Source organism: Aestuariivita boseongensis, from assembly GCF_001262635.1.
GTDB classification, from domain to species: domain Bacteria; phylum Pseudomonadota; class Alphaproteobacteria; order Rhodobacterales; family Rhodobacteraceae; genus Aestuariivita; species Aestuariivita boseongensis.
In genome coordinates, this window is sequence record NZ_JXYH01000009.1 from 1 (window position 1) to 19,929 (window position 19,929).

The 19,929-nt window shown below is 60.0% G+C and carries 19 protein-coding genes; 11 read left to right on the forward strand and 8 right to left on the reverse strand.

The window, feature by feature from the left end:
• The 3 genes from addB to trxA form a co-directional block, all read left to right on the forward strand.
• Positions 1-2,390: double-strand break repair protein AddB (gene addB / locus TR61_RS05365; RefSeq protein WP_050928787.1), on the forward strand; the 2,390-nt coding region annotated here is incomplete at its 5' end.
• Positions 2,387-5,734, forward strand: coding sequence for a double-strand break repair helicase AddA (addA, locus tag TR61_RS05370; RefSeq protein ID WP_050928789.1), 3,348 nt, complete (start codon positions 2,387-2,389; stop codon positions 5,732-5,734). The genes addB and addA, both read left to right, overlap by 4 nt.
• Before the next feature lie 49 nt (positions 5,735-5,783).
• On the forward strand, positions 5,784-6,104 hold the full coding sequence (gene trxA, locus TR61_RS05375) for a thioredoxin (RefSeq protein ID WP_050928792.1): 321 nt from the start codon (positions 5,784-5,786) through the stop codon (positions 6,102-6,104).
• Between the two features lie 49 nt (positions 6,105-6,153).
• Here the strand turns inward: trxA and TR61_RS05380 are convergent, their stop codons facing one another.
• Positions 6,154-7,059 (reverse strand): hypothetical protein, encoded by a 906-nt coding sequence (locus tag TR61_RS05380; protein WP_050928794.1) that lies wholly within the window; start codon positions 7,057-7,059, stop codon positions 6,154-6,156.
• Between the two features lie 95 nt (positions 7,060-7,154).
• Between TR61_RS05380 and hslV the strand changes: the two genes are divergently transcribed.
• From hslV to hslU, 3 genes are read left to right on the forward strand one after another with little or no spacing between them, the layout of a single operon-like run.
• Complete coding sequence (gene hslV / locus TR61_RS05385; protein WP_050928797.1) at positions 7,155-7,712, forward strand: ATP-dependent protease subunit HslV; 558 nt, start codon at positions 7,155-7,157, stop codon at positions 7,710-7,712.
• Positions 7,709-8,773 (forward strand): hypothetical protein, encoded by a 1,065-nt coding sequence (locus tag TR61_RS05390; RefSeq protein ID WP_050928799.1) that lies wholly within the window; start codon positions 7,709-7,711, stop codon positions 8,771-8,773. The genes hslV and TR61_RS05390 overlap by 4 nt, the downstream gene beginning before the upstream one ends.
• Before the next feature lie 9 nt (positions 8,774-8,782).
• The gene (gene hslU / locus TR61_RS05395; protein ID WP_050928802.1) at positions 8,783-10,090 is read left to right on the forward strand and encodes an ATP-dependent protease ATPase subunit HslU; all 1,308 of its coding nucleotides are present in this window, start codon (positions 8,783-8,785) and stop codon (positions 10,088-10,090) included.
• 15 nt (positions 10,091-10,105) lie between these two features.
• Here hslU and TR61_RS05400 read toward each other — a convergent pair whose 3' ends face one another.
• From TR61_RS05400 to TR61_RS05410, 3 genes are read right to left on the reverse strand one after another with little or no spacing between them, the layout of a single operon-like run.
• Positions 10,106-10,693, reverse strand: coding sequence for a Smr/MutS family protein (locus TR61_RS05400; RefSeq protein ID WP_050928805.1), 588 nt, complete (start codon positions 10,691-10,693; stop codon positions 10,106-10,108).
• Complete coding sequence (gene mltA, locus TR61_RS05405; RefSeq protein ID WP_050928808.1) at positions 10,690-11,730, reverse strand: murein transglycosylase A; 1,041 nt, start codon at positions 11,728-11,730, stop codon at positions 10,690-10,692. The genes TR61_RS05400 and mltA overlap by 4 nt, the downstream gene beginning before the upstream one ends.
• Positions 11,727-12,383, reverse strand: a complete 657-nt coding sequence (locus TR61_RS05410; RefSeq protein ID WP_050928811.1) for a Tim44/TimA family putative adaptor protein — start codon at positions 12,381-12,383, stop codon at positions 11,727-11,729. Before TR61_RS05410 ends, mltA begins: the two co-directional genes overlap by 4 nt.
• Positions 12,384-12,491: 108 nt before the next feature.
• Between TR61_RS05410 and TR61_RS05415 the strand changes: the two genes are divergently transcribed.
• Positions 12,492-12,980 (forward strand): FxsA family protein, encoded by a 489-nt coding sequence (locus TR61_RS05415; protein ID WP_050928813.1) that lies wholly within the window; start codon positions 12,492-12,494, stop codon positions 12,978-12,980.
• Between the two features lie 55 nt (positions 12,981-13,035).
• The gene (gene secB, locus TR61_RS05420) at positions 13,036-13,548 is read left to right on the forward strand and encodes a protein-export chaperone SecB (RefSeq protein WP_050928815.1); all 513 of its coding nucleotides are present in this window, start codon (positions 13,036-13,038) and stop codon (positions 13,546-13,548) included.
• Positions 13,549-13,594: 46 nt separating this feature from the next.
• Here secB and dnaQ read toward each other — a convergent pair whose 3' ends face one another.
• The 4 genes from dnaQ to TR61_RS05440 are packed head-to-tail and all read right to left on the reverse strand — an operon-like array spanning position 13,595 to position 16,290.
• On the reverse strand, positions 13,595-14,284 hold the full coding sequence (gene dnaQ, locus TR61_RS05425) for a DNA polymerase III subunit epsilon (RefSeq protein ID WP_050928817.1): 690 nt from the start codon (positions 14,282-14,284) through the stop codon (positions 13,595-13,597).
• Positions 14,277-14,867, reverse strand: a complete 591-nt coding sequence (gene coaE / locus TR61_RS05430) for a dephospho-CoA kinase (RefSeq protein WP_050928820.1) — start codon at positions 14,865-14,867, stop codon at positions 14,277-14,279. The genes dnaQ and coaE overlap by 8 nt, the downstream gene beginning before the upstream one ends.
• Positions 14,864-15,697, reverse strand: a complete 834-nt coding sequence (locus TR61_RS05435; protein ID WP_050928823.1) for a shikimate dehydrogenase — start codon at positions 15,695-15,697, stop codon at positions 14,864-14,866. The genes coaE and TR61_RS05435 overlap by 4 nt, the downstream gene beginning before the upstream one ends.
• Positions 15,694-16,290, reverse strand: coding sequence for a Maf family protein (locus TR61_RS05440; protein ID WP_050928966.1), 597 nt, complete (start codon positions 16,288-16,290; stop codon positions 15,694-15,696). The genes TR61_RS05435 and TR61_RS05440 overlap by 4 nt, the downstream gene beginning before the upstream one ends.
• 407 nt (positions 16,291-16,697) lie before the next feature.
• Between TR61_RS05440 and hemJ the strand changes: the two genes are divergently transcribed.
• From hemJ to mnmE, 3 genes are all read left to right on the forward strand, one after another.
• Positions 16,698-17,147: a protoporphyrinogen oxidase HemJ gene (hemJ, locus tag TR61_RS05445; RefSeq protein ID WP_050928825.1), complete on the forward strand. Its 450-nt coding sequence runs from the start codon at positions 16,698-16,700 to the stop codon at positions 17,145-17,147.
• A gap of 126 nt (positions 17,148-17,273) precedes the next feature.
• A complete protein-coding gene (gene rho / locus TR61_RS05450) occupies positions 17,274-18,542 on the forward strand; it encodes a transcription termination factor Rho (RefSeq protein ID WP_050928828.1) in 1,269 nt (422 codons plus the stop codon).
• Positions 18,543-18,642: 100 nt separating this feature from the next.
• Positions 18,643-19,926 (forward strand): tRNA uridine-5-carboxymethylaminomethyl(34) synthesis GTPase MnmE, encoded by a 1,284-nt coding sequence (gene mnmE / locus TR61_RS05455; RefSeq protein ID WP_050928830.1) that lies wholly within the window; start codon positions 18,643-18,645, stop codon positions 19,924-19,926.
• The last annotated feature ends 3 nt before the right edge of the window (positions 19,927-19,929 follow it).

The window sequence follows — 19,929 nt, forward strand, 5'->3', positions numbered from 1 at the left end:
ACGATTTGACCGCGCGCTGGCAAGTCGCTCCGCCCGGCCACCCGGTGATCCTTGCAGGATCGACAGGGTCGCGGGGCACGACATTGCTACTGATGAAGGCGATTGCGCGACTGCCCCAGGGGGCGGTCATTCTGCCAGGGTTCGACTTCGATCTGCCGGATTCTGTCTGGTCTCATTTCGATATGGCGGTGCAGGCAGACGACCATCCCCCCGCGGTCGAAGACCACCCGCAATACCGCTTTCACAAGCTGATCACCGATCTGGGCACGTCGCCCGAGCATATTGCGCCCTGGCATGACGTGCCTGCCCCCAGCCCGGCGCGCAACGCGGCCGTATCGCTGGCCCTGCGCCCAGCGCCTGTCACCGACGCGTGGCTCGGCGAAGGGCCCGGCCTGCGCGATCTGGACAAGGGTTTCGCCGATGTCACGCTGGTCGAAGCCCCATCGCCGCGGGCCGAAGCATTGGCGATTGCCCTGCGCCTGCGGCAAGCCGCCGAAGATGGCATCAAGGCTGCGCTGATCACGCCCGACCGGATGCTGACCCGACAGGTCACCGCCGCGCTGAACCGCTGGGGCATCCTGCCGGACGACAGCGCGGGCACACCCTTGCAGCTGTCGCCGCCGGGCCGGTTCCTGCGCCATGTGGCGCATCTGTTCCAGCGCCGGGTTACCACCGACCAGCTGCTGACGCTTCTGAAACACCCGCTGACCCGGTCCACCGGCGATCGCGGCAAACATCTTCTGATGACGCGCGAGCTTGAGCTTTACCTGCGCAAGACCGGAAACCCGTTTCCAGACGCCCCAATGATCCGCGCCTGGGAGGCCACCCAGCAAAACCCCCTGCCCGGCTGGGCCGATTGGGTGATCGACAGCATCCTGTTGGCAAGGGGGCAAATGGAACGGCCCCTCTCCGAATGGGCCAATGCGCTTGAACGCCAAGCGGAACAGATCGCTGGCGCGGGCATCGGCGCTGGTGAACTGTGGCAACAGAAAGCCGGAAGGGAAGCGCGCGCCGTCATCGACGACCTGATCGCGCAGGCCGCCCATGGCGGCGACATGGGCGCGTCGGATTTCGGCGATCTGGTGGGTGCGCTTCTGTCGCGCGGCGAAGTGCGTGATCGCGACGCGCCCCATCCCGACATCATGATCTGGGGCACGCTGGAGGCGCGCGTGCAAGGCGCCGACCTTCTGATCCTTGGCGGTCTGAACGAAGGCACCTGGCCCGAAGCGGCCAAGCCCGATCCGTGGCTGAACCGACAGATGCGCGCCCGCGCCGGGCTGTTGATGCCTGACCGGCGCATCGGCCTTTCGGCCCATGATTTCCAACAGGCCATCGGCGCGCCCGAGGTCTGGCTGACCCGCGCGATCCGGTCCGAGGATGCGCAAACCGTTCCGTCGCGCTGGATCAACCGGCTGACAAACCTGCTGGAAGGATTGCCGCAGGCGCAAGGCACGCAGGTGCTGGCCGACATGCGGGCGCGTGGTGAAACCTGGCTGCGCTGGTCGCAAGCGCTGGAGCATGCGCCAGCTATCGCCCCTGCCCCGCGCCCCTCCCCCCGGCCGCCGGTTGCGGCGCGGCCAAGGCAATTGTCCGTCACCGACATCAAGCGTCTGATCCGTGATCCCTATGCGATCTATGCGCGACATGTTCTGCGGCTGAAACCTCTGGATCCGCTGGTCAGGCTGCCCGATCCGCGCATCAAGGGTATCGTCGTGCATGATGTTCTGGAACGGTACATCAAAGCGCTGGATGACGGGACGGCGACCCTGGATCGCGACAGTTTCCTTGCGATGGCGTTGGAGGCGTTGGAACAAGACATCCCCTGGCCCACCGCGCGGCTGTTGTGGTTGGGCCAACTGGCCCGAAGCGCCGACTGGTTCCTGGCAGGAGAGGCCGAACGCCGCAAAACCGCCCAATGCCTTGCATCAGAGGTGACCGCAGGCCGCGAGATCCCCGCGCTGGCCTTTACCCTGACCGCGCGGGCCGACCGGATCGACCAGACCGATGACGGTGATCTGATCCTTTACGATTACAAAACCGGCCAGCCGCCGACAAAACCGCAACAGCAGAAATTCGACAAACAGCTTCTGCTTGAGGCCGCAATGGCCGAAGCCGGCGCGTTCCGGGATATCCCCGCCGCCCCCGTGGCGCAGGCCGTGTTCATCGGGCTTGGGGCTGGCAAAATCTCTCCCGCGCCATTGGAAGACGATCCGCCCGCAAAGGTCTGGGACGAATTCTGCGAACTGATCGCGGCCTATCTGCAAGAGAGCACCGGATACACCTCGCGCCGGATGCTTGAGAAGGACACCGATACCGGCGATTACGACCAGCTGGCGCGATATGGCGAATGGGACGACACCCATACGCCCACGCCGGAGGATCTGACATGATCCGCAACGACGCCACCGAAGCGCAAGTGCAGGCCGCCGATCCCAACGCCTCGACCTGGTTGGCGGCGAATGCCGGTTCCGGAAAGACCCGCGTTCTGACCGACCGGGTGGCGCGGCTGCTGCTAAACGGGGTCGAGCCGCAGAAGGTTCTGTGCCTGACCTATACCAAAGCTGCCGCAAGCGAGATGCAGAACCGCCTGTTCCAGCGCCTTGGCGGCTGGGCGATGCTGCCCGATGCTCAACTGGCGCGCGCACTGGACGAATTGGGCGTGGAACACCGGCTGGATGCCGGGGCCCTGCGGCAGGCGCGCACGCTGTTTGCCCGCGCCATCGAAACGCCGGGCGGTCTGAAAATCCAGACGATCCACTCTTTCTGCGCGGGCCTTTTGCGGCGCTTCCCGCTTGAGGCGGGTGTCAGCCCGCAATTCACCGAAATCGAAGACCGCGCGGCGACCCTGTTGCGCGGCGAAATCGTCGATGACCTGGCCGAGGGCGACCACGCCGCACTGGTGGCCAATGTCGCGCGCCATCTGGGCGGCAGTGATCTGGATCATCTGACCCACGCCATCGCCTCCCGCAGGGAAGCGTTCGATCAGCCGCAATCGCGCGCCGGTCTGATGGCGGCCTTTGGGCTGCCCCCGGATCTGACGCAGGAAGACCTGACCACCGAACTGTTTCTGGGCGGTGAGGATGACCTGATCCGACGCCTGATCCCGGTTATGGAACAAAGCGGCGTCACGGATCAAAAACTTGCTGCGCGACTGAAAGCCCTGGTGCCGGTTAGCGCTTCTTCCATGGAAGAGCTTGAGAGCATCTTCTTGACCGGGGCCAGTGCGAAAGACCCGTTCACCGCTAAACTGGGCAAGATCCCGGCCAAAGGTGCAAAAGCACCACCCGATCTGCATGAAGAAACAGACCGTTTCATGGACCGGATCGAAGCCACCCGCGCCCGGCGCATCGCACTGAAGGCCGCCGGGATGGCCCATGATCTGCACCAGTTCTCGGCCGTGTTCCTGCAGGAATATGACCGGCGCAAACTGCTGCACGGGTGGCTGGATTTCGATGATCTGATCATCAAGTCCCGCCAGCTTCTGAATGACCAGAAAGTGGCGCAATGGGTGCTGTATCGTCTGGATGGCGGTATCGACCATATTCTGGTGGACGAAGCGCAGGACACCAGTCCGGCACAATGGGACGTTGTCGAGAAACTCTCGCAGGAGTTCACCAGCGGTCTGGGCGCACGGTCACAGGCGCGGTCGATCTTTGTGGTCGGGGACAAAAAGCAGTCGATTTATTCCTTCCAGGGCGCGGATCCCGGTGGGTTCGACCGCATGCGCGACTATTTCGCGGAACGCCTGCAGGTCGTCGGACAGCATCTCAGTAACCGGACACTGCAGTTTTCCTTCCGGTCTTCGCACGCGATCCTGGCGATGGTCGACACCTTGTTCGAAGGGCAGGTGGATGCAGGTTTTGACAGCGAAAACCACATCGCCTTCAAATCCGCCCTGCCCGGCCGCGTCGATCTGTGGCCCGCGCTGCCCCCGGCCAAGGATGACACCGAAACGCCATGGTACACGCCGCTGGACCGGCCCAGCCCGAAACATCACACGGTGGAACTTGCCGAACAGATCGCCGCCGAAATCAAGCGGATGATCGACACCGGCACCCTGATCCCCGAAGATGAAGGCACGGCACGGCCTGTTCGGTCCGGTGACTTCCTGATCCTTGTGCAACGACGATCAGCCCTTTTTGCCGAGATCATCCGCGCCTGCAAAGCGCAAGGCCTGCCCATCGCCGGGTCTGATCGCCTGAAAGTGGGCGCGGAACTGGCGGTGAAGGATCTGGCCGCGCTTTTGTCGTTCCTTGCCACGCCGGAAGACGACCTGTCGCTGGCCACCGCGCTGAAATCGCCGCTTTTTGGCTGGTCGGAACAGCAGCTGTTCGATCTGGCCCATCGCCGCGCGCCGAAAGCGTTTCTGTGGCAGACGCTGCGCGACCGCGCGGCAGAATTTCCCGACACGCTGGCCGTTCTGAACGATTTGCGCAATCAGGCGGATTTCCTGCGCCCCTATGATCTGATCGAACATATCCTGATCCGCCATGGGGGCCGACAGCTGCTGCTGGGTCGCCTGGGTCACGAGGCCGAAGACGGCATCAACGCCCTTCTTTCGCAGGCACTGGCTTATGAACGGTCCGAGGTGCCTTCGCTCACCGGGTTTCTGGTCTGGATGCAGACAGACGATCTGGAAATCCGCCGCCAGATCGACAGCGAGGGCAACATGATCCGCGTCATGACGGTGCATGGCGCGAAAGGCCTTGAGGCGCCTATCGTCATTCTGCCGGATACCGCAAAACGCCGGGCGGGCCAGAAGGGTAATCTGGTGATGGCAGGCGACATACCGCTGTGGCGGCTGCGCAAGGAGGATGCGCCGGACCTGATCTCCACCGCCACAAGCGCCGAAGAACAGAGGGAGGAGGAAGAACGCCTTCGTCTTCTCTATGTGGCTCTAACACGGGCGGAAAAGTGGCTGATCGTCGCCGCCGCCGGAGAGCTGGACGAGAAAAACGGCAATACCTGGTACCAGCGGGTTGAGGCCGCAATGCTGGGCAGTGGCGCCGTGGATCACGCGTTTCCAATTGGCGACGGCAAGCGCATCGAAACCGGGGAATGGGCCGGGCTTGCGGCGACGCCCCTGCCCGAAACGACCGACGATACACCCAGCTTGCCCGCGCATTTCCGCGCCCCCGCGCCAGCCCCGTCTGCAAGACAGGAAACGAAAAGCCCGTCAGACCTTGGCGGCGCAAAAGCACTGCCCGGCGATGCAGGTCTGGAGGAAGAGGCCGCCAAGCTTCGCGGCACCCAAATTCACCTGCTGCTTGAGCATTTGCCCAGAATTGATCCCGCGCAGTGGTCCGAGAAGGCGGCACAGATCCTTTCGCTGCCTGAACCCGCGGCAAAGCCTCTTCTGACTGAAGCCGCTGGCGTTCTGCAAAACGATCAGCTGAAGCACCTGTTTGACCCGACCACCCTGGCCGAAGTGTCGATCACAGCGGATATGGGCGAAATCCGCATTCACGGCACGATTGACCGGCTGATCATCACCGAAAACCACATCCTGGCCGTCGATTTCAAAACCAACGCCACGGTTCCTGCCAAACCGGAAGACACCCCCGAAGGTCTGCTGCGCCAGATGGCCGCCTATGCCCATGGGCTGGCGCAAACCTTCCCCGATCATCGCATCGACACGGCGATCCTTTGGACACGAACCGCGCAATTGATGCATCTGCCGCACGATATCGTGACAGACGCGGGAAAGCGGGTACTCAATCTTGACGATGCCTGACGGGCTTCTTACTTTCCGCACCCAACCCAACCCGTCTGAGGAGACAGACATGTCCACCGTTGCCGTTACCGACGACTCGTTCGACGCCGAAGTGAAAAATTCCGACATCCCCGTTGTGGTGGATTTCTGGGCCGAGTGGTGTGGCCCCTGCAAACAGATCGGCCCCGCTCTGGAAGAGCTGTCCGAAGAAATGGCCGGCAAGGTCAAGATCGTCAAAGTGAACGTGGACGAAAACCCGAATTCCCCCGCCCAGATGGGCGTGCGCGGCATCCCGGCGCTGTTCATCTTCAAGGACGGTCAGGTTGTTTCGAACCGCGCGGGCGCGGCACCCAAAGCTGCCCTGCAGGGCTGGATCGAAGACTCGATCTGATCCTCGGATAATACTGATTTCGAAAGGGCGTCCCCAGCGGGCGCCCTGTTCATATGAGCCAGCCCAGCCGCTGAAACCGCGCGCGGATCTTGCCCTTCGCATCGTCGCGCCCGGCATTGATGCAGTTCTGCTGCCAGAACCAATGCACATATTTCGCGAAATCGGGCCGATCTGACAGAACGCGCGCAAAAGCCTCTTCCGCAGTCATCCGCGTCAGGCTTTGGCCGATGTGGTGAAAGTCGATCTTCGCAAACAAGATCGCGGGCCTGTCAAAGAAGAACCCGTCAAACGCCACACCGGAATTCTGCGTCACCACATAGGCGCAACGCAAAAGAAACTCCCCGGGATGACCATTGGTCACGGTCAGCCGGGGATTGGTGCGTTGCAGCCGATCCAATGCGGTGTGATCGGCATTGGTGTAGGTTTCCTTTGGATGCAGCGTGGCGATCACGTTTCGCTCATGCTCCAGTCGAAGGGTGGTTTCCAACATCTCGACCGGGCTTGCTGTCTGGAACGACCGCTGTTCGGTCAGTTTGCCTTGCAAGGGCACATACACCGGACCGTCCGGATTGTGTTCAACCTCCCCAACGCCATAAAGCCGCTTGCGCCAAAAGGTCTGAAACTTCCGCGCGGGCGCGTCAGGAACACTGTTCGGATCAAACCGGACGCGCGCCACATCCCAGGCCCAGCGCCGTTCGGTCTGATCGATCTGCCAGAACGGGTAGTGATAGACCCGCCGAAACGTCAGACCCTTCCGCCCCAGGGGTGGCTTCATGTGAACAAGCGACAGGCCCTCGTGATCCCTGGGCCTGTCATCTTCATGCAGAAACTCCACGCGCAAGCCCGAAGCCTGCAAAACCTCCTGCATCAGGCGAATGAAGTTGTGCTCGCCCTTACGGGCGCTGTCCAACAGGCTGTCTTCCAGGAAAATCTGAACGGGATCGGAGGGGTTCATGCGCCATAGCTATGCCGCCGCCCTGACCCCCGCAACCCTTGTACCCATCCCCCTGCCCGTCCATATAGAGCGGCAACGCAAGAAGGAGCCCGCGCATGGCAAAGCAAGATTTTCCCGGCTGGCACGGCACAACAATCATCGGCGTCAAAAAGGGCGGTGAGGTTGTGATTGCCGGGGATGGGCAAGTGTCGCTTGGCCAGACCGTCATCAAGGGAACAGCGCGCAAGGTGCGCCGCCTGTCGCCCGGCGGATATGACGTGGTCGCGGGCTTTGCCGGATCGACGGCAGATGCCTTCACCCTGCTGGAACGGCTGGAAGCCAAGCTTGAGGCGACGCCGGGCCAATTGGCCCGCGCCTCGGTCGAGCTGGCCAAGGACTGGCGCACCGACAAATACCTGCAAAAGCTGGAAGCAATGCTGATCGTCAGCGACGGGTCTGAACTGCTGGTCATCACCGGCGCAGGCGACGTTCTGGAACCCGAACATGACGTCACCGCCATCGGATCGGGCGGAAACTATGCCCTGGCCGCTGCACGCGGGATGATGGACAGCGACCGGTCCGCCGAACAGATCGCCCGCGACGCGATGGCGATTGCGGCGGATATCTGCGTCTACACAAACGGCAATCTGACGGTGGAAACGATCCGCAAATGATTGAACAGGACGATCTTCGCGCCGCTGTCGCCGCCGGGATCGTGACAGAGGCACAGGCGGCTTCAATCGCCAGCCTGGCCGATAGCCGCCGGGGTGCCCGCGAAAACCTCAAGCCCGGCGATGAACCGTTCGAGCTTTTCAAGGGCTTCAACGAGGTGTTCATCGTCGTCGGGATGGTGATCCTGGCGATGGGCTGGTTTGCGGTGGCGACGGTTTATGCCAATCCGGCGCAGGGCGGATTGATTCAAAAGGCCGTGCATGTGGCTATTGCCGGGGCGGTGCTGATCTGGATCATGGGCGAATACTTCATCCGCCGCCGCCGGATGATCGCTCCGGCCATTGCGCTGTCGATCTTCTGGGCGGGCAATGCCTTGGCAGGGTTCACGGCCGCTTTTGCCGAACCCTTCATGATCGGCCAGGAAGATTATCAAAGCCTTCCCCTGCCCGCCGCGCTGGCCACTGTCGCGATTTTTGTCTTCTGGCTGCGCTTCCGCGTGCCCTTTGCCATGGCCATGATCGCGCTGGGCGCTTTCATCGTCGCGCTGGTCTGGACAGCGGCGGGTGCGGGAACGCCACAATCGGCCGAGGATATCTTCCTTCTGTCAAGCGACGGGCCTTTCGCGCTGGTCACCCTGCTGATCGGGGTCGCCGTTTTTGCCGCCGCGATGGTGTTTGACATGTCAGACCCGCACCGCGTCACGCGCCGGTCGAAGAACGGCTTCTGGCTGCATGTCGTTGCAGCGCCGGCGCTGGTGAATACGGTGGCTCTGACGCTTTTCACCGCAGGGACCAACACGGCCTATCTTCTGTTGGCCATTGTCCTTCTGATCTTTGCCCTGATCGCCATTATCATCGACCGCCGGTCATTCCTGATTGCCGCCGTCGGATATTGCGTGGCCTTGTCCAGCGCGGTCTTTGGCGGCGAGGGCGGCGGTTACAGCATCCTGATCCTGGGTGCTTCCCTTGTCATTCTGGGCGCGGCCTGGGAACGGTTGCGCGCAACACTGTTGCGCCTGTTCCGCCCGGTCCTGCCCCTCGATCGTCTTCCACCCTCTGTCTGAGGAGAACTCATGACCGACCTCACCCCCCGCGAAATCGTCTCGGAACTGGATCGTTTCATCATCGGCCAGAAGGACGCCAAGCGCGCCGTGGCCGTGGCCCTGCGCAACCGCTGGCGGCGCAAGCAGCTGACCGACGATCTGCGCGACGAGGTCTATCCGAAGAACATCCTGATGATCGGGCCCACCGGTGTGGGCAAAACCGAAATCAGCCGCCGACTGGCAAAACTGGCCCGCGCGCCCTTCATCAAGGTCGAGGCGACCAAGTTCACCGAAGTCGGCTATGTCGGACGCGACGTGGAACAGATCGTCCGCGATCTGGTTGATGCCGCCATCGCCATGACGCGCGAACACATGCGCGAAGATGTCAAAGCCAAGGCCCATGCCGCCGCGGAAGAGCGCGTGATCACCGCGATTGCCGGCGAAGACGCCCGCGAAGCCACACGCGAGATGTTCCGCAAGAAACTGAAATCCGGGGAACTGGACGATACAGTCATCGAACTGGATATCACCGACACATCGAACCCGATGGGCATGATGGAAATTCCCGGCCAGCCCGGCGCCAATATGGGCATGATGAATATCGGCGATCTGTTCGGCAAAGCTTTTGGCGGGCGCACTGTTCGCAAACGGATGACCGTCGCCGACAGCTATGATGTGCTGATCGGGGAAGAGGCGGACAAACTGCTGGACGATGAAACCGTCACCCGCGCCGCCCTGACTGCAGTAGAAGAAAACGGCATCGTCTTTCTGGACGAAATCGACAAGGTCTGCGCGCGGTCCGATGCGCGCGGCGGCGATGTCAGCCGCGAAGGCGTGCAGCGTGACCTCCTGCCTCTGATCGAAGGTACGACCGTGTCGACAAAGCACGGCCCGGTGAAAACCGACCATATTCTGTTCATTGCATCAGGTGCGTTCCACATCGCCAAACCGTCGGACTTGTTGCCGGAACTTCAGGGCCGTCTGCCTATCCGCGTCGAACTCCGCGCGCTGACGGAAGAAGATTTCGTGCGCATCCTGACGGAAACCGACAATGCGCTGACACTGCAATACACCGCCTTGATGGGAACCGAAGATTTGACCGTCACCTTTACCGAAGATGGGATCAAAGCCCTGGCCCGCATCGCAGCCGAGGTGAACCAAAGCGTTGAAAACATCGGTGCGCGGCGGCTTTACACCGTGTTGGAGCGTGTGTTCGAAGATCTGTCCTTCACCGCACCCGACCGGGGTGGCGAAACGATCGAAATTGATGCCGCATTCGTGGAAAAACACCTGGGCGAATTGGCGAAATCCGCCGATCTGAGCCGTTACGTGCTGTAGGGTTCGGGTGTCGGTCTATCGCTGACGGCGCAGATACACGTAATAGGCCCCCTCGCCCCCGTGGCTGATATGCGCCGTTGTGACCTGAAGAACCGCCTGCGCCAGCGGGGGTGAGGCCAGCCACCCCGGCACCTGATGGCGCAACACACCGCGTGGTCGCGGGATCGGACCATCATCGTCAGACCGTTTCCCTTTTCCGGTAATCACCAGAACCAGCCTTTTGCCCGAGGCATGGGCCGTCAGGATGAACCGCACCAGCGCCGGGTGTGCACGGTCCAGCGTCATGCCGTGCAGGTCGATCCGCCCTTCGGGTTTCAATTTGCCGCGCTTCAGCTTACCGAAGGATTTCTTGTCCATCTGGACGGGCGCCGAAGACAGGCGTTCGCTTAAACTGGGCTGCAATTTATGCGGGGCAGCAGATGCTGGCGCCCGAGATCCCAGCGTGAAAGGTTCTGACGCGTTGAAGACGCGCTTTTCCGGCTTGGGTTTCGGCCGCGTCGCACGCGGTGATTCCGCCTTGCGTTCGGGGTGAAGTCGCTCGGTCCGTTCGGCCACTTTCTGCCACAGCTCAACCTCATCCGGGCGCAGGCGGCGACGGGTCATGACTGCCCCTCAGGCAAAAGGGCATAGGCGCGCTGAATGGGCAGAAGCGTCACGATCCGACCAGGATCTCGCAACCGACCGGCCGCTTCGCCCGCCGCATCGCCGGTGCCAAAGAAGATATCGGCCCGTTGCGCCCCTTTGATCGCCGAACCGGTATCCTGCGCGATCATCAGCCGCCGCATCGGGCCTTCCCCATCCTTCTCAATCCAGACCGGAGCGCCCAGCGGATGATAGGCCGGATCCACCGCAATCGACCGCAGCGCGGTGATCGACCGGTTCATCGCACCCAGCGGCCCCCGGTCTGCGGGCACGCGGCTGACCTCCCGGAAAAAGACATAGGAATCGTTGTGAAGCAGCAGCTCTTCCCCCGCTTCGGGGTTTCGCCGCACCCAATTCTGGATGACCTGAGCACTGACCTGATGCGGCTGATAAATCCCGCGCCGCACCAGTTCGACGCCAATAGACCGGTATTCATGCCCGTTCGCGCCACCATATCCGACGCGTAGATACCGCCCATCCGGCAACCTGATCCGCCCCGATCCCTGGATCTGGAGGAAAAACAGCTCGACCGGATCATCGACCCAGGCGATTTCCAATCCACGATTATCCATCACGCCGCTGGTCAGAATATCACGGCGCGTCAGCCAGGGGTTGGACACACGCGCCTCGGGCGGCATTTTGTACAGCGGAAACCGGAAGCGGGATGTCGGATAACGGGAGCCATTCAGTTCCGGTTCAAAATACCCCGTGAACAGCATGTCATCGCCATCCTCGATCAGCACAGGCCGAAAGAACAATTCAAAGAACGCCCGCGCGTTTTCAGGTTTCTCGTTCTGCGCCAAGGCGCACAGCGATTGCCAATCGGGATCATCCAGATCCATGCAGGTATTCAGAAAAACAGACAAGGCGGCAGAATGATCATCCGCCGCCCAGCCGTCCAGATCGTCAAAGGACAGAATAGAATAGGTGGTTTCCGCCCGAGCGTCAGACGTGGCCATGCAGACCACACACAAGATCGCCCAAAGCGTCCGGATCATGCGTCCGTGGCAACAAGCAACCAGTTCGGATCATCGGTGCCCATCTTCCGGGCAAAGACCCAGGTGTCTTTCTGGCGTTTGACAGCTTTGGGATCTCCCTCCACGATCTCGCCTTCGGCATTGCGCACCACCGACGTCAGTTCCGACACAAAGCGCATGGTAATCTGCGCTTCGGCCGTATCCTGATCATAGTCGACATTTTCGACGCGGACTTCGCGCACACCGATAAATTCGGCCTCGATTGTCAGGCCCTGATCTTCACGGGCGGCCACGACCTCGACAAAGGTTTCAAAGACGTCTTCGGCGATGAAGGGCTGAATCTCATTCAGCTCCCCGCGTTCGAAACCCATCACGATCATTTCATAAGCACCGCGCGAGCCCTGCACGAAATCCGCCACGGAAAACGACGGCTCGACCCGCTTCATTTCGGCAAGCGCTTCGGCAGACGCGCTGTCCTCTTCGACGTAATCCACGATATCGCGGTCCGGCCCGCCTTCGATCACCTCGAAGTCAGGGCGCGGCGCGGCAGAAGACTGGCGCGGCACGGGCGGCTTTTCGAACCCTTCACGGGTGCCCAACACGCTTCTCAGGCGCAAAATCAGGAAAATTGCGATACCGGCCAGCACAAGAAGCTGGATCAAAGGCGAATTCATTCAGAACCTCTTTTCAGGCAAGGGGCTTTGTAAGGCCATCGTTGGCTCTTATGTAGGGGGCAGGTAGGCATAAGTCTACCGCCCGACGGTAAAGGAGTCCGTGGCTTTATGTATCTTTTTCTGGCCTTTTTGCTGGTTCCGCTGATCGAGATTGCCCTGTTCATTCAAATTGGCGGCGCAATTGGTCTTTGGCCAACGCTGGCCATCGTGATCCTGACGGCCATTTTGGGGACGTGGCTGGTGCGCACGCAGGGGCTTATGGCCATGGGTCATCTGCGAAGTTCGTTTTCCGAACTGCGTGATCCATCCGAACCGCTGGCCCATGGGGCAATGATCCTGATTGCCGGCGCGTTGCTTTTGACACCCGGGTTTTTCACGGATGCCATCGGCTTTTTGCTGCTGACCCCACCTGTGCGCTTGGCGGTTTACCGCTATGTCCGGGCACGGGTGGATGTCCAGCATTTCGAAATGGGCCCCGGCCCGCAATACCCGCCGGGCCGCGATGACATCATCGAAGGCGAGTTCGAAGAGGTCAAACCCCGCGATCCCAACGCGGGTCCCTCCGGCTGGACGCAACAGAATATCGGCAAGGATTGAGGACCGCGGCGCAAGCTGGTACAGCACCGCCAACCCGATCTTCAAGGAGACAGTGATGACCGATCAAGACGCAGGTGCCGCAGCACCGCAACAGCAACTTATTCAGCCGCAGATGAAGGTTCTGGGCCAGTTCATTCGCGACCTGTCCTTCGAAAACATCATGGCGCAAAAAGGTATCTCGGGCGAGGTGCAGCCGGATGTAAGCGTCCACGTCAATCTGGATGCCAAGAAGCGGCCGACTGAGCATCAGTACGAAGTGTCGATCAAGCTGAACATCACTTCGAAAACCAAAGCCGGCGGCGAAGAGATGTTCCTGATCGAACTGGAATACACGGGCATCTTCCATATCGAAGGCGTGCCCGAAGCGCAGATGCATCCCTTCCTTCTGATCGAATGCCCGCGCATGCTGTTCCCGTTCCTGCGCCGGATCGTGAGCGACGTGACGCGCGACGGCGGATACCCGGCGCTGAACCTGGAAAACATCGATTTCGTTTCGATCTATCGCAACGAAATCGCGCGCCAGCAGGCCGCGCAACAAGCCACGCAAAACGGCAAGACAGACGCCTGATTTAAAGATGCGCGCCTTGGGTCAGGCCCGGGGCGCGCGCATGTGGTCAGCCGCCACGCGACCAAAGCGCGGCATCCCCCAGTTCTTCGACAAAGGCGCGATGCGCTGCTTCTTCCTCTGCCGTGATGCGGGGCGGCAAAGGTGTTTGCCGTGGGCGCGGTCGCCAGACCTCTTCCGCGCCGGTGCTGGTGTCGGCGGTTGAACGCGCCAATCCGAAATCCGGCTGACGGCCGCCGATCAGCTCAAGATACACTTCGGCCAGGATTTCACTGTCCAGAAGCGCGCCGTGCAGCGTTCGGGCCGAGTTATCGATAGCAAAGCGCCGGCACAGCGCATCCAAAGACGCTGGCGATCCCGGAAATTTCTGCCGCGCAATCATCAGCGTGTCGATCGCCCGGTCGAACGGCAATTGGGGCAACCCGATCCAGCCCAGTTCGGCATTCAGGAATTTCATGTCGAAGGCAGCGTTGTGGATCACCAGTTTGGCATCGCCAACGAATTCCAGGAACGCATGACCGATCTCGGCGAATTTCGGCTTGTCGCGCAAAAAATCATCGCCCAGCCCGTGCACCTCGAACGCTTCCTGGGGCATGGCGCGTTCGGGGTTGATATATTGATGATAGGTCCGGCCGGTCGCGACGTGATTGTAAAGCTCGACCGCGCCGATCTCGACAATCCGGTCACCTGTTTCCGGGTCGAACCCCGTGGTTTCGGTATCAAGAACGATTTCACGCATCTGCCTGCCCTCGGATCTGCCTGACCACAGACTGCACCTGGGCGCGTGCGTGTTCAACCGTATCGGTGACGATCACATGATCGGCCCGTTTACGTTTTTCGTCATCGGGCATCTGCTTGGCGCGGATCTGTTCGAACTGCGCCTCGGTCATCGTTCCGCGTTCGAGAACGCGGGCTTTCTGAACATTCTCGGGGGCAGAGACAACGACAGTCACATCCATCGTCGCGTCACCGCCTGTTTCAAACAGAAGCGGGATGTCGAACACCAGAATATCGGCAGTGCTTTGCGCCACGAAAAGCGCGCGGTCCTGGCCGACCAGTGGATGCACGATCTGTTCGATCTGACGCAATGCGTCGGGCTTTTCAGCAATGATCGTCTTCAACACGTCCCGCGAAACGGCCCCGTCCACGATTGCTTCGGGAAACACCGCGCGCATCGGCTCCACCGCTGCGCCGCCTTTGGAATACAGCCGATGCACAGCCGCATCGGCATCCCACAGATCGCACCCTTCCTCGACAAACATGGTCGCGGTCGTGCTTTTGCCCATCCCGATGGAGCCGGTCAGCCCAAGCTTCACAGTCATCTCAGCGCCGCGGCCCGCGTACCCGTATCCACTTCGGGCCGTTGTCCGAACCAGCGCTCAAAGCAAGGCACCGCCTGATGCAGCAACATGCCCAAGCCATCCAAGGTGATGCAGCCCGCATCTTCAGCTTCGCGCAGAAGGCGGGTTTGCAGCGGTTCATAGACCAGATCGGTGACAACAGTACCCTTCTGCAACCCATCCAGCGGTACGCGCATTTCGGGTTTGCCGGTCATGCCAAGCGATGTTGTGTTCACGACCAAAGCTGCTTCTTCCAGGATGTTCCCCGCTTGCACCCAATCCACGACGGACACGCGCTTTCCGAAGTCTTCCTTCAGCTTATCTGCCCGGACGCGGGTGCGATTGGTAATCACAATCTCAGGAACGCCAGCATCTGCCAGCGCCGCGACAACCGCACGTGCTGCACCGCCCGCTCCAAAAACAACTGCTTTTCCCTGAGAGGCCTTCCAGGTCGGCGCACCCTGCCGCAGATTTTCGATAAAGCCGTACCCATCGGTGTTATCCGCCATGATCCGCCCGTCGCGCCGAAAGATCAGCGTATTGGCCGCGCCGATGAGCGTGGCGCGATCCGTAATCTGATCGGCCAGCGCCATCACCTTTTCCTTGTATGGAATGGTGATGTTGCATCCGACAAAGCCCATGGTTGGCATTATCCGGATCACACGCTCCAGATCCTCGGGTGCGATATCCATTGGGATATAGTGACCGCGCAAGCCGTACACGCTCAGCCAGTAATTGTGCAGTTTCGGGGAACGTGAATGCGCAATCGGCGATCCGATCACCGCCGCCAGCGGTATTTTCTCATCACTCATCGTGGCAGCACCCCCCGTAACGTCAGATATGCCAAAAGCTCCAGCAGGGGCATACCCAAAACGTTAAAATAGTCGCCGTCAATCCGGGTAAAGAGGCGGACGCCCTCTTCCTCAAGCTTATATGCGCCAACGGAATGGCGGATACTGTCCCAGTTGCGGTCGACGTAATCGGCCAGATATTCGTCCGACGCATCGCGCATCAACAGCCGAACCTGGCCCACATGACGCCAAACCGGTTTACCATCGTCATAGATCACAGCAGCCGACAACAGCATGTGCCGCTGGCCGCGCATCTCTTTCAGCTGGGCCAACGCATCTTCGGCCGTTGCGGGTTTCGACAAAAGCCGCCCCTGGAAATCAAGAACCTGATCGCAACCCAGAACCAAACCGCCAACCTTGTCACTGACGCGCCGCGCCTTCGCCTCAGCCAAAGCATCGGCGATATCACGGGGGCTGGCATCCTCGGCCAGCAGGGCCGCCTTAATCATTTCTTCATCAACACGGGCCACAGTGACGTCGAATGCGACACCTGCATTGCGCAACAACTGCGCCCGGATCTCGGAGCCGGAGGCGAGTGTGATGGGGGTGTTCATGTGGATAACCATGGGGGTTGGTCTGCATATCGAATGGGCATGATGTGCCGGAAAACATCGCCTCGATGCAAGTCCGCTTTGATGACTGGGACAGATCGTTCGATTTCCTTTTTTCCTCCAGTTCGGGACGGGATAAATCCGGTGTCGTGGAAAACCCGGTTTGTCACAATATGTCCCAGATTTATCCACTGACACAAAATTGCCATAATTCGATTAAGCATTTGATTTATATGTGTAAAAAATCTTTTCCAAAGGCTGTCAGCGAATATGGACACCAGTTATGAACATCGTGGAAAACCCAGTCAAAACCGTGTAATCCACAAGCCGGGCACTCCCCAACAAAATCATCATCCTTTCTTTATATCTTTATTTATTATTAAAGAGAGGCTCACCCAGAAGAGAGCCAAATGACCGAATTCCTGATCAATGCCTATCCATGGATGAAGTCACTTCACATCGTTTCCGTGATCGCCTGGATGGCTGGCTTGTTCTACTTGCCCCGTCTGTACGTCTATCACGTAGAAAAGGGCGATGAGATTGCAGGCCTTCCGCCATTGTTCGAGGTGATGGAACGAAGGCTTCTCAGGGCCATCATGAATCCGGCCATGATTGGCACATGGATCTTTGGCCTGGCATTAGTCTTTACACCCGGTGTGGTCGATTGGGGTTTGATCTGGCCCTGGACCAAGGCAGCGTCGGTATTGGGCATGACATGGTTTCACCATTGGCTGGCTCGTCGGCGCAAGGATTTCATGAATGGTGAAAACACCGTGACCGGCCGCCAGTACCGGATGATGAACGAAGTGCCGACGGTTTTGATGCTGGTCATCGTCTTCTCCGTCATCTTCAAATTCTGAGAGATTTGACTCCAAGCCCTGCCGCGCGTATCTAGGCGGCAACTGACCCGTCCGGGTTAAGTGTTTTTCCAAATGACACATCACACCAGCCGCCCATTCCGCGCGGCTGCTTTCAGGTATCCCGACATGACTGACAAATTGAACCTGTCCGATCTCAAGGCGAAAAGCCCCAAAGACCTTTTGGCCATGGCTGAAGATCTTGAGATCGAAAACGCCTCGACCATGCGCAAGGGCGAGATGATGTTCCAGATCCTGCGCGAGCGCGCGGACGAGGGATGGGAAGTCTCGGGCGATGGCGTGCTTGAGGTGCTGCAGGATGGCTTCGGCTTCCTCCGCTCACCCGAGGCGAACTATCTTCCCGGTCCCGATGACATCTATGTCTCGCCCGAGATGATCCGCCAGCATTCGCTGCGCACTGGCGACACGATTGAAGGCGTGATCAAGGCACCGAACGACAACGAACGTTACTTTGCGCTGACCAATGTCACGCAGATCAACTTCGCCGATCCCGAAAAGGCGAAACACAAGATCGCCTTCGACAACCTCACGCCGCTTTACCCGGATGAGCGTCTGAAGATGGAAATTGAAGATCCGACGATCAAAGACCGCTCTGCCCGCGTGATCGATCTGGTGGCACCAATCGGGAAAGGCCAGCGGTCGCTGATCGTGGCGCCACCGCGGACGGGTAAAACGGTGATCCTGCAGAACATCGCCCGATCGATCGAAGTGAACCACCCGGAATGTTACCTGATCGTTCTGCTGATCGACGAACGCCCGGAAGAGGTGACAGACATGCAGCGTTCGGTGAAAGGGGAGGTGATTTCATCCACCTTCGACGAACCGGCCACACGTCACGTGGCGGTGTCGGAAATGGTGATCGAAAAAGCCAAGCGTCTGGTCGAGCATAAACGAGATGTTGTTATCCTTCTCGATTCGATCACAAGACTTGGTAGGGCTTTTAACACCGTTGTCCCGTCTTCGGGTAAGGTTCTGACTGGTGGTGTGGATGCGAACGCGCTGCAACGGCCCAAGCGGTTCTTTGGCGCAGCTCGGAATATCGAAGAGGGCGGATCGCTCACCATCATCGCCACAGCGCTGATAGACACGGGCAGCCGGATGGACGAGGTGATCTTCGAAGAATTCAAAGGCACCGGTAACTCGGAAATCGTTCTGGATCGCAAGATCGCCGACAAGCGCGTCTTCCCGGCCATCGACATTCTGAAATCCGGCACGCGGAAGGAAGATCTGTTGGTCGACAAAGTTGATCTGCAGAAAACCTTCGTTCTGCGGCGGATCCTCAATCCGATGGGCACCACCGACGCGATCGAGTTCCTGTTGTCGAAGTTGAAGCAGACCAAGACAAACTCGGAATTCTTCGACTCGATGAATACCTAAGGGTTTGTATCCCGGCTGATGTGCCGGGGTCTTTTGCAAAACGATCAGGGCCCCGGATCACGTCCGGGGCGCATGCGTTTTCATCAGGGGTACACAAGCGATGGACACGATTTTCGCACTGGCCACGGCGCAGGGAAAAGCCGGGGTTGCGGTTATCCGCATCTCGGGTCCTCTGGCGCACGGAGCAGCGCGTGCCCTGGGCGCCAATCTGCCTGCCGCCCGCGCCACGCGTGTGTCTGTCCTGCGCGACAGGGAAGGGGACGTTCTGGATCACGCGCTGATCCTCCGTTTCGATGCGCCGGCCAGCTTCACAGGAGAAGACGTGGTCGAGCTGCATCTGCATGGCAGCACCGCCATTACATCAGCCGTTCTTTCAGTGTTGGGCGAACAAGAGGGTCTTCGCCTGGCTGAGCCGGGTGAGTTCACGCGCCGTGCGTTGGAAAATGGCCGCCTGGATCTGGCGCAGGTGGAGGGGCTTGCGGATCTGATCGATGCAGAAACCGAAGCGCAAAGGCGGCAAGCCCAAAAAATCTTTGCCGGTGCCTTTGGCGGTCTTGCCGAACGCTGGCGCAAGGACTTGATCCGCGCGGCCGCTCTGATCGAAGCGACCATCGATTTCGCAGACGAAGAAGTGCCGACAGACGTCACACCTGAAGTGAACAAGCTGCTTTCCGGAGTGATGGCGGAGCTGTCGGAACAAACCACTGGCGTTGCGATGGCGGAGCGTATTCGCGAAGGGTTCGAAGTGGCGATTGTTGGCCCTCCAAACGTCGGAAAATCTACTCTTCTCAATTACTTAGCTGGTCGTGACGCGGCGATAACCTCGGAATATGCCGGGACGACACGGGATATCATCGAAGTGCGCATGGATCTTGCGGGTTTGCCTGTCACTCTCCTGGATACAGCCGGATTGCGGGAAACGGATGACGTGGTTGAGGGTATTGGTATCGACCGAGCCTTGCGCCGCGCGCGGGATGCTGACCTGCGCGTGTTCCTGACCGAGGATGGGGCGCTGCCATTACAGCCATTGGCTGATGATATCGTTCTGCGCCCAAAAGCGGACCAGCTGGCCGATGAGCCTAATGCCGTTTCGGGTTTGACGGGGCAGGGCGTGGCCAATCTTGTGAAACGGATTTCGGACGTCTTGCAGACACGGTCGCAATCCGCGGGCCTTGCAACCCGGCAACGCCACAAGGATGCGATGGAAAAAGCCCTGGCAAGCCTTGCGGCAGCCCAAGACCAACTGTCCCTTGGTCCCGATCACTATGATATAGCGGCGGAAGAACTGAGAACGGCGATTCGTGCCCTTGAATCCCTGGTGGGTCGGATTGATGCGGAAAACCTTCTGGACGAGATCTTTGCCAGTTTTTGCTTGGGAAAATGAGGA

Excerpts from the sequence above, each read along its gene's own strand:
- trxA (WP_050928792.1), top strand. The coding sequence starts at position 5,784 with ATGTCCACCGTTGCCGTTACCGACGACTCGTTCGACGCCGAAGTGAAA.
- TR61_RS05400 (WP_050928805.1), bottom strand. The coding sequence starts at position 10,693 with ATGACCCGTCGCCGCCTGCGCCCGGATGAGGTTGAGCTGTGGCAGAAA.
- TR61_RS05410 (WP_050928811.1), bottom strand. The coding sequence starts at position 12,383 with ATGAATTCGCCTTTGATCCAGCTTCTTGTGCTGGCCGGTATCGCAATT.
- rho (WP_050928828.1), top strand. The coding sequence starts at position 17,274 with ATGACTGACAAATTGAACCTGTCCGATCTCAAGGCGAAAAGCCCCAAA.
- hslV (WP_050928797.1), top strand. The coding sequence starts at position 7,155 with ATGGCAAAGCAAGATTTTCCCGGCTGGCACGGCACAACAATCATCGGC.
- TR61_RS05415 (WP_050928813.1), top strand. The coding sequence starts at position 12,492 with ATGTATCTTTTTCTGGCCTTTTTGCTGGTTCCGCTGATCGAGATTGCC.
- TR61_RS05390 (WP_050928799.1), top strand. The coding sequence starts at position 7,709 with ATGATTGAACAGGACGATCTTCGCGCCGCTGTCGCCGCCGGGATCGTG.
- TR61_RS05380 (WP_050928794.1), bottom strand. The coding sequence starts at position 7,059 with ATGAACCCCTCCGATCCCGTTCAGATTTTCCTGGAAGACAGCCTGTTG.
- hemJ (WP_050928825.1), top strand. The coding sequence starts at position 16,698 with ATGACCGAATTCCTGATCAATGCCTATCCATGGATGAAGTCACTTCAC.
- hslU (WP_050928802.1), top strand. The coding sequence starts at position 8,783 with ATGACCGACCTCACCCCCCGCGAAATCGTCTCGGAACTGGATCGTTTC.
- mnmE (WP_050928830.1), top strand. The coding sequence starts at position 18,643 with ATGGACACGATTTTCGCACTGGCCACGGCGCAGGGAAAAGCCGGGGTT.
- TR61_RS05435 (WP_050928823.1), bottom strand. The coding sequence starts at position 15,697 with ATGAGTGATGAGAAAATACCGCTGGCGGCGGTGATCGGATCGCCGATT.
- secB (WP_050928815.1), top strand. The coding sequence starts at position 13,036 with ATGACCGATCAAGACGCAGGTGCCGCAGCACCGCAACAGCAACTTATT.
- dnaQ (WP_050928817.1), bottom strand. The coding sequence starts at position 14,284 with ATGCGTGAAATCGTTCTTGATACCGAAACCACGGGGTTCGACCCGGAA.
- mltA (WP_050928808.1), bottom strand. The coding sequence starts at position 11,730 with ATGATCCGGACGCTTTGGGCGATCTTGTGTGTGGTCTGCATGGCCACG.
- TR61_RS05440 (WP_050928966.1), bottom strand. The coding sequence starts at position 16,290 with ATGAACACCCCCATCACACTCGCCTCCGGCTCCGAGATCCGGGCGCAG.
- addA (WP_050928789.1), top strand. The coding sequence starts at position 2,387 with ATGATCCGCAACGACGCCACCGAAGCGCAAGTGCAGGCCGCCGATCCC.
- coaE (WP_050928820.1), bottom strand. The coding sequence starts at position 14,867 with ATGACTGTGAAGCTTGGGCTGACCGGCTCCATCGGGATGGGCAAAAGC.